Genomic DNA, 8,889 nt, shown 5'->3' on the forward strand with positions numbered 1-8,889 from the left:
GGCCGAGCCGAGGTGAGGGTTGGCTCCCCGCGCCAGATTTGCGAGTGGTGCTGGAGGTGGCTGATCCTGGTCGCTTGGTTACGCTAACCGCAGAAACTGACTTGGGTGAACGGGTGATCAGCGAGATGGTTAGCAAGCATGGCAGTGAAAAGCTTGAAAGTGGTGTAACTCAATGGCTATAAACAGCGCACTAAACTACCTGACACGCAGTGTGTCGTTTGGCTGTGTTCTTATGGTGGCAGGTGTGTCATCGCTACAAGCGGCAACGGTAGAGAGCATGCGGTTGTGGGCGGCTCCTGATCATGCGCGTTTGGTGTTTGATTTGACGGCAGCCGCAAACGCTAATGTATTTTCCCTTGAGAACCCGTCACGGTTAGTCATTGATCTTGATGAAAGCTACCTAGACACCGATGTATCTACGCTGCCATTGGATGGGAGCGCCATCGATGAAGTACGAACGGGGGTTCGGGATGGTGGCGGACTTCGCGTTGTTCTGGAGCTTAACCGTGACATATCCCCACGTCACTTTTCATTGCCACCCAACGACCAGTATGGGCATCGTTTGGTGGTCGATCTTGAGTACCCTGGCGAGAGTGCGGTCGAAAACCCCATTGATCCGATAGAGGCGATGATTCGCGATCAAGAAATCCTTGCCCAAAGAGCTAATACTCAGGCTCAGGCACAGGAGCAGTCACCAGGGCAAGTGGTCGCTGAAGAGATAGTGCCGCCAACGACTACTACGGTTCAGCCAGCTCAACCGCATCCGCAGCGGGATATTATTATTGCTGTTGATGCTGGGCATGGCGGCGAAGATCCTGGCGCGATAGGTCCTTCTGGAACACGTGAGAAAGATGTAGTACTGGAAATTGCGCGACGCCTTGCCGCAGAAGTAAACGGTACGCGCGGTTTTAAAGCGGTACTCATTCGCGATGGTGATTACTACTTGGGGCTTCGTCAGCGTACCCAGCTTGCTCGGGATCAGAAAGCCGACTTTTTTGTATCGATACATGCCGATGCGTTTTCCAGCCCGCGGCCCCAGGGAAGCTCTGTTTATGCACTTTCCCAGCGAGGCGCAACGTCTGAAACTGCCCAATGGCTGGCGGATAGCGAAAACCGCTCCGACTTGATTGGTGGTGTTGACGGCAGCCTTTCTTTGCGTGACAAGGATCAAGTGCTGCGAGGTGTGTTGCTAGACCTCACGATGACGGCAACGTTAAACGATTCGCTGTCGATTGGTGGTCAAGTGCTCGACCAATTAGGCCGTATCAACCGTCTCCATAAGTCTCGTGTTGAACAAGCCGGTTTCATGGTGCTGAAATCGCCTGATATTCCGTCGCTACTTATCGAAGTTGGCTTTATTTCTAACCCTGATGAAGAGCGTCGCCTGAGGGATCCGGTCCATCAGCGTGGGTTATCAACGGCTATTTTCAATGGTTTGCGTGACCACTTCGAGCGTAATCCGCCGCCAGCAAGTCTATTGGCGTGGCAGCGCGATAATCAGCGTCGACCGAGCGGTAACGAGTACCGTATCCAATCGGGAGATACATTGTCAGCTATTGCCGTACGCCATGGTGTGCCAGTGAATCAGCTGAAGCAGGCCAACGATATTAACGGTGACGTTATCCGTGTTGGCCAAGTGCTACGTATTCCACGTTCATGATCATAAGTTTCTGAGGTGACGGTTGTCTGAATTGATCTCTTCGCCTACGCGCATTCATGTACTTGATCCTCGTCTGGCAAACCAAATTGCCGCGGGGGAAGTTGTCGAGCGCCCTTCGTCAGTGACAAAGGAACTGATTGAGAACGCCATTGATGCTGGCAGCCAGCGAGTTGAAGTGGAGATAGAGCAAGGCGGCGCTCGGCTTATTAAAGTGCGCGACGATGGTATTGGTATAGGTGAACAGGATTTGCCCCTGGCGCTTGCTCGTCATGCAACCAGCAAAATCAACAGCCTTGAAGATCTAGAGGGCGTGAGTTCGTTGGGCTTTCGTGGCGAAGCGTTGGCCTCGATCAGCTCTGTCTCACGGCTGGAGCTGATCTCTAATGCTGAAGAGGACCCCCGCCAAGGGTGGCGAGTCGTCGCCGAGGGGCGTGGTATGGAGGCGCGGGTAACGCCTGCGCCACACCCCCGTGGCACCAGTGTCGCGGTACGCGATCTGTTTTTTAATACCCCCGCGCGGCGCAAATTTTTACGCACCGAAAAAACAGAATTTGCCCATGTTGAAGAAGCTTTTCGTCGCCAGGCGTTATCACGTTACGACGTAGCTTGGGTGCTGCGTCATAACCAGAAAGTGGTGCATCAATTGCCACCAGGAGTGACGCCAGCCGCACGCGAGCGGCGTATTGCTTCTCTATTGGGTAAAAACTTTATTGAGCATGCTCGCTACATTGAACGTGAAGCGGGTGGGTTGCGTATTAGTGGCTGGGTCGGCTTGCCTACGCACTCTCGTTCTCAGGCGGATCAGCAATACTTTTTTGTCAATGGTCGCGTCGTTCGTGATCGGTTGGTTGCCCATGCTGTTCGTCAGGCTTATCGCGACGTGTTGTATAACGGTCGTCATCCGGTGTTTGTGCTGTACCTGGAACTTGATCCTGATGTCGTCGACGTCAACGTGCACCCAACGAAGCATGAAGTGCGGTTTCGCGATGGTCGGATGGTGCACGACTTCCTTTACTCTAGCCTGCACCATTGTCTTGCTTCTTCTAAGCCTGCTGAAGAAGAACAGAGCACCCCTTATGGGCATGAAGGTGAAGTAGCAGAGGCAGGTGCCACGGGCAACACCAATGAGGCTGACGTTCAAACGCCCGCTCCCCGTTGGCAGCAGCAAGGCATGGCGCTATCAGACTCACCTGAGCGCCACCCTGGGGCAGAGCGAGTGCGTCGTTTTATGCAGGGCTACCAGGCGCTGCATCCGGATCATGAAGAGTCGCTATTAACGCCGCAGCCGAGCGCGCCAAGCATTAATGCATCAAAAGCGACAGAAGTGCGTGAGGTTCCGCAGGCGATGCCTGAGCATGATGCAACCACGGCGCCGCCGTTGGGCTTTGCGCTAGGGCAGTTGCACGGTGTTTATATTTTGGCGCAAAACGCGCAGGGGTTGGTGCTCGTAGACATGCACGCTGCTCACGAGCGAATTGTCTACGAGCGCATGAAAAACCAGTTGGCTGCTGCTGACGGGATTGATAGGCAGCCGTTGCTGGTGCCGGTTTCCCTGGCCGCCAGTCGCGCCGAAGTGGCAACCGCTGAAAGTGAACGCGATGCCATTGCCCAGTTAGGCGTTGAGCTAGATGTGGCGGGTCCAGAAACTCTGCTAGTCCGGCAATTGCCAGCTCTTTTGGCTCAGGCAGATCCAGAGACCCTAATACGTCAAATGCTCGAAGAGCTGTCGCGGTTTGGACGCACCCATCAGGTTGAAGCACGCATTCATGAGTTGCTGTCGACCATGGCATGCCATGGTAGTGTCCGTGCAAATAGACGCTTAACCATTGATGAAATGAACGCCTTGCTGCGGGATATGGAGCGCACTGAGCGAAGCGACCAGTGCAATCATGGCCGTCCAACCTGGACGCAAATGAGTATGAAAGCACTCGACCGCCTGTTCTTACGTGGACAATAGCTGCGTGGTTAGTTAAGACAACGAAGGGAGTGCTAAGAGCAGATGGTTGACACACGCCCCTGGGCGATTTTTCTAATGGGGCCCACGGCAGCCGGTAAAACCGACACGGCGATGGCTCTACATGAGCGTTTGGGGCATGAGCTGATCAGCGTCGACTCAGCGATGGTATATCGCGGGATGGATATTGGCAGTGCTAAGCCGAGTGCTGCCGAGTTGGCGCGTGCGCCGCATCGTTTGATTGATATTCGTGATCCATCTGAGCCGTATTCGGCCGCTGATTTTCGTGAAGATGCGCTGCAGGAGATGCGGCAAATTAGCGCGGCAGGCAGCGTGCCATTATTGGTTGGCGGGACGATGCTCTACTTTAAGCGTTTGGTGGAAGGCGTTGCTAACTTGCCCGCCGCAGACACCGCCATACGTCAACGGTTGGAAGCTATTCGGCAGAGTGAAGGGTTGGCGGCGCTTCATCGTATGCTGGCTGAAGTGGATGCCGATTCAGCGCAGCGCATACATCCTAATGATCCACAGCGCTTAATGCGCGCGCTTGAAGTATATTATGTAAGTGGGCGTCCTATGAGTGAGCTATGGGCAGAACAGCAGCCAGAAACCTTTCCCTGGCGGGTGATGTCGATAGCGTTAGCTCCTAGTGATCGCCAATTGCTACACAACCGCATTGCGGTGCGTTTTAAAACAATGTTGGCTGAGGGCTTGATAGATGAAGTAGCCGCCCTCAAACAACGTTCTGACATTCATCTTGGCTTGCCAGCAATGAAGAGTGTTGGCTATCGTCAAGTATGGGAGCACTTAGACGGTAAGTACGACGAAAACGAGTTGATTGAACGTGGCGTGATAGCAACTCGCCAGCTCGCTAAGCGGCAGCTTACGTGGTTAAGAAGTTGGCCGTCGCTTACATGGGTAGACTCACAGCAGCCTGACGTATTGGATAAGGTGCTGAAATTCGTGCGTGAAAGCGGTGCTTAGCGTAAGATAGTGATTTCGTAAGCAAGTGTTTTCGAGTGGCCGGCTGGCTCTTTTGACAACCCCAGGCCTTTCGGGCAACAAGATTGCGGCGCAGCACCAGTAGGGCGCGCCATTTATAACCAACCCCAACGACAGTTTTAGGGAGAGCAACATGTCCAAAGGGCAGTCCCTTCAAGACCCGTACCTGAACATTTTGCGCAAGGAGCGCATTCCGGTCTCTATTTTCCTGGTGAACGGCATTAAATTGCAGGGCCAGATTGAATCATTTGACCAGTTTGTCATTTTATTGCGCAATACCGTCAGTCAGATGGTTTATAAACACGCTATTTCCACGGTAGTGCCTTCGCGCAACGTGCGTTTGCCGGCACAAGATCCAGCCGCGCCCGACGCGGACATCTAACACCGTTGGATAGCTAGAGAGTCCACGAGGTATTGATTGTTTTTTGAGCGCCCAGATGCCGGTGAAACGGCAGTACTTGTTCACGTTGACTTTCATGATGAGCAAGCACGTGAAGACCCGGGTGAGTTCTTAGAGCTCGTGCGCTCTGCTGGCGCAGAGCCCGCGACATTACTCACTGCTAGCCGACAGCGCCCTGACTCCCGAACGTTTATCGGGTCAGGCAAGTTGGAGGAGCTGCGAGCACTGCTCGCAGCTCACCAAGCAGAGCTGGTGATCTTCAACCATAGCTTAAGCCCCTCCCAAGAGCGCAACCTTGAGCATGAGCTCAAGTGTCGAGTGCTTGATCGTACCGGTTTAATACTCGATATTTTCGCGCAGCGGGCACGAACCCATGAGGGTAAGCTGCAGGTAGAACTTGCCCAGCTTGAATATATGTCCACTCGCCTAGTGCGCGGCTGGACCCACTTAGAGCGTCAGAAGGGCGGTATCGGTTTACGCGGCCCTGGCGAAACGCAGTTAGAAACCGACCGTCGTTTGCTGCGCGGGCGCATTAAGTCGATTCATAAACGGCTCGATAAAGTACGCAGCCAGCGCGACCAGAACCGCCGCGCACGTTCACGTGCCGAGATTCATAGCGTTTCATTAGTTGGCTATACCAATGCCGGTAAATCGACGCTGTTTAACGCGCTTACCAATGCTGAGGTATACGCAGCTGACCAGCTATTTGCCACGCTTGACCCGACACTTCGTCGTCTCGAAATTGCAGACGTTGGCCCTGTGGTGATGGCCGATACAGTTGGTTTTATTCGCCATCTGCCTCACAAGTTGGTTGAAGCGTTCCGAGCAACGCTTCAAGAGGCTGCGGAAGCATCGCTGTTGGTGCATGTAATAGATGCTGCTGATCCTGATCGTGATGCCAACGTTGAGCAAGTCGATCGTGTACTCAAAGAGATAGGCGCTGATAGCGTGCCAGCTCTCAAGGTCATGAATAAAATCGACCGTCTTGATAGTGCACCGCGAATTGAGCGCGATGGTCATGGCGTTCCTGAGGTTGTGTGGCTCTCAGCTCAGCAAGGGCAAGGCCTTGATTTGCTGCATGAGGCGCTAACCGAACGTTTAGCAAATGATGTTATTGGCTTTTCGCTTACACTCTCTCCGGAGCAGGGTAAGCTGCGTGCTGGCCTACATGAGTTGAACGCAGTTCGAGAAGAATATTTTGATGAGCAGGGACAGTCTGTTTTAGACGTGCGCTTGCCTAGACGTGATTTCAATCAGCTCATGGCTCAACTTGGTGAGCGTGCCAATACCTATTTACCCGTCGCTTTACGCGAAATTGACGAATGGTAGTCAAGTAGGCGGCATCGCATATACGAGCTTAAATATAAGTGAGCTTGGGTATGTGAAGCCTATGTGAACTCGGGTAGAAGTATGGTACAAAATTTATATAGTAATAATATTAAAAGCACCGTGCCTTGCTAACTGTGAGGCTAAGTGCAGGTGAACACCTGAGTGGAGAAGATGTATGGCCTGGAATGAGCCTGGTGGTGGCAACCAGCACGACCCCTGGAGCAGTGGTGGCCGACGTGGTAATAACGGCGGTGATCGTGGTGGAAGTAATGGTGGAGGTGATAATGGTGGCAACAATCAAGGTCCGCCCGACCTCGATGAAGCACTAAAGAAATTCCAAGATAAGTTAAACGGAATGCTGGCTGGCGGTGGCAAAAAACGTAATGGTGGTAACGGGAGTGGTAAAAGCGGTGGTGGTAAACCGCGTAACTCTCTAGCGCTACCTGGTTTGCTGGTCGTTGTCGCTTTAGCTATCTGGGCCGCATCCGGTTTTTATCTGGTCGACCAGTCTGAGCGTGGCGTCGTGCTGCGTTTTGGTGAGTATCAGGGCATCGTAGATCCAGGCCTGCAGTGGAACCCGCCGCTAATTGACGATGTTCGTATGGTGAACGTGACCCGTGTTCGGTCAGTTTCCCAAACGCAGTCTATGCTGACTCGAGACGAAAACATCGTTGAAGTGGAAATTTCTGCTCAGTATCAAGTGGCCAATCCACGTGACTTCGTATTAAACGTACGCGATCCAGCACTGTCTATCGAGAATGCCTTGGACTCCGCCTTGCGTCACGTTGTCGGCGGCACTGACATGATCGACATTTTAACCTCTGGTCGTGAAATTTTAGGTAGCTCTGTGGCAAGCCGCCTCCAATCTTATTTGGATGCTTACGGCGCTGGTATTCGTCTACAGACAATTAACATTGAGTCAACCTCTGCGCCTGCGCCCGTTATCGATGCTTTCGATGATGTTATTCGCGCACGTGAAGATCGTCAGCGTACGATCAACGAAGGGATGGCCTACGCCAATGCCATTATCCCTGCTGCTCAAGGCCAAGCGCAGCGTGTCGTTGAGCAAGGTCAAGGTTATAGAGAGTCGGTGGTGGCTGAAGCACAAGGTCAGGCTAACCGCTTTAACGCATTGTTGACCGAGTATCGCAACGCGCCTGACATCATGCGTGAGCGTATGTACCTGGATGCGATTGAAGACGTCTTTGGTAATACTCCCAAAGTACTGCTGGATGTAAGTGAAAATGCGCCTTTGATGTATTTGCCATTAGATCAAATGCGTGGCGGCAGCGCTGCTGGCAGTAATGCTTCTTCCGGTAACAGTGGTGATGGTAGTAGTGAATCGATTGATCCGCGGGTGCTTGACTCGTTGCGTGGAAGCCAGAGCAGCTCGTCATCCTCGTCATCAAGTAACCCCATTCGCAGGGAGGGCCGCTAAATGATTAATAATCGATCCCTGCTAATCGTAGGTGGCTTGGCCGCTGTGGCTTGGCTAGCTAGTAATAGCTTGTATGTAGTGGATGAAACTGAGCGTGCCGTTAAGCTGCGTTTTGGTGAGGTCATCGAAGAGAATATTCAGCCAGGACTGCATGTCAAAATACCGATCGCGCAAACGATTCGTAAATTCGATACGCGTCTGCTGACTCTTGATACTGATACCAGTCGTTATCTAACCCTTGAGCAGAAAGCGGTTATTGTCGACTCTTACGTCAAGTGGCAGGTGGTAAATCCCACGCGTTACTACGAGGCGACTGCAGGCGATGAAATGATGGCGATTCGCCTGATTCAGCCGCGCGTAGATGAAAGCTTACGTAACGAGTTTGGTCGCTTGAATCTTCAGGAAATTATCGCCGAACGTCGCGATGACCTGATGACAGGGCCTACCGCTGAGCTAGATGAGCTGATGCGTGATGAGCTTGGTGTGGCGATACGTGACATTCGTATCAAGCGTATCGATTTGCCAGAAGATGTCTCGGCTGCAGTATTCGAGCGGATGCGTTCTGAGCGTGAGCGTGAAGCTCGTGAATGGCGTGCACAAGGTCAGGAAGAGGCTGAGCGTATTCGCGCTAACGCTGATCGCCGGCGTCAGGTGCTGCTCGCCCAGGCCAATGAGCGTTCTGAAACGCTGCGTGGTGAAGGCGATGCAGAAGCAGCGGCAATTTTCTCTCAGGCTTATGGTCAGGATCAGGAATTCTTCGCTTTCTGGCGCAGTTTGAATGCTTATCGTGAAAGCTTCGCAGGTGATAACAACCTGCTGGTGCTGGAGCCGGATAGTGATTTTTTCCGCTATTTGCGTAGTGCGGTTCCTAATAACGGAGAGTAGTTATATGTGTGCCCAGCCCCGCAAGGTTATGCAGTCCTAGCGGGGTTCATCTGGCGCACAAACGTGATAGACTTAATTAACCGGGCGTCGCCCGGTTTTTTTGTGGCCCTCATTTCACTAGCGCTTGTCCATGAACGCCTAAAACGCGTCATGATGTAGCTGCTTGTTTGGGCCTTCATTGTCTCGCAGGATTGTTCACATGACCATCGCTGACCGCTGGC

The 8,889-nt window shown here is 52.9% G+C and carries 7 protein-coding genes and 1 pseudogene; all 8 read left to right on the forward strand.

Translation table 11 applies throughout. The features are described 5' to 3' along the window. Positions 1–182: pseudogene (locus INT22_RS20965) on the forward strand (tRNA (adenosine(37)-N6)-threonylcarbamoyltransferase complex ATPase subunit type 1 TsaE); the annotation flags it as partial. 50 nt (positions 183–232) lie between these two features. Next, a complete protein-coding gene (locus INT22_RS12670; protein ID WP_442311536.1) occupies positions 233–1,660 on the forward strand; it encodes an N-acetylmuramoyl-L-alanine amidase in 1,428 nt (475 codons plus the stop codon). 22 nt (positions 1,661–1,682) lie between these two features. Continuing rightward, positions 1,683–3,617, forward strand: coding sequence for a DNA mismatch repair endonuclease MutL (gene mutL / locus INT22_RS12675; protein ID WP_446718951.1), 1,935 nt, complete (start codon positions 1,683–1,685; stop codon positions 3,615–3,617). A 42-nt stretch (positions 3,618–3,659) separates the two neighbouring features. Next, positions 3,660–4,598, forward strand: coding sequence for a tRNA (adenosine(37)-N6)-dimethylallyltransferase MiaA (gene miaA, locus INT22_RS12680; RefSeq protein ID WP_193068329.1), 939 nt, complete (start codon positions 3,660–3,662; stop codon positions 4,596–4,598). Between the two features lie 151 nt (positions 4,599–4,749). Continuing rightward, on the forward strand, positions 4,750–4,998 hold the full coding sequence (hfq, locus tag INT22_RS12685) for an RNA chaperone Hfq (protein WP_009099947.1): 249 nt from the start codon (positions 4,750–4,752) through the stop codon (positions 4,996–4,998). 36 nt (positions 4,999–5,034) lie between these two features. Next, positions 5,035–6,345 (forward strand): ribosome rescue GTPase HflX, encoded by a 1,311-nt coding sequence (hflX, locus tag INT22_RS12690; RefSeq protein WP_193068330.1) that lies wholly within the window; start codon positions 5,035–5,037, stop codon positions 6,343–6,345. A gap of 175 nt (positions 6,346–6,520) precedes the next feature. Further along, positions 6,521–7,783, forward strand: a complete 1,263-nt coding sequence (gene hflK, locus INT22_RS12695) for an FtsH protease activity modulator HflK (protein WP_193068331.1) — start codon at positions 6,521–6,523, stop codon at positions 7,781–7,783. Then, a complete protein-coding gene (hflC, locus tag INT22_RS12700; RefSeq protein ID WP_193068332.1) occupies positions 7,784–8,668 on the forward strand; it encodes a protease modulator HflC in 885 nt (294 codons plus the stop codon). Positions 8,669–8,889 lie beyond the last annotated feature (221 nt).

This window comes from Halomonas sp. 3D7M (assembly GCF_014897885.1).
Classification (GTDB): Bacteria; Pseudomonadota; Gammaproteobacteria; order Pseudomonadales; family Halomonadaceae; genus Vreelandella.

Coding starts and splice junctions, on each gene's coding strand:
- miaA (WP_193068329.1), top strand. CDS start 3,660: ATGGTTGACACACGCCCCTGGGCGATTTTTCTAATGGGGCCCACGGCA.
- INT22_RS12670 (WP_442311536.1), top strand. CDS start 233: ATGGTGGCAGGTGTGTCATCGCTACAAGCGGCAACGGTAGAGAGCATG.
- hflC (WP_193068332.1), top strand. CDS start 7,784: ATGATTAATAATCGATCCCTGCTAATCGTAGGTGGCTTGGCCGCTGTG.
- hfq (WP_009099947.1), top strand. CDS start 4,750: ATGTCCAAAGGGCAGTCCCTTCAAGACCCGTACCTGAACATTTTGCGC.
- hflK (WP_193068331.1), top strand. CDS start 6,521: ATGGCCTGGAATGAGCCTGGTGGTGGCAACCAGCACGACCCCTGGAGC.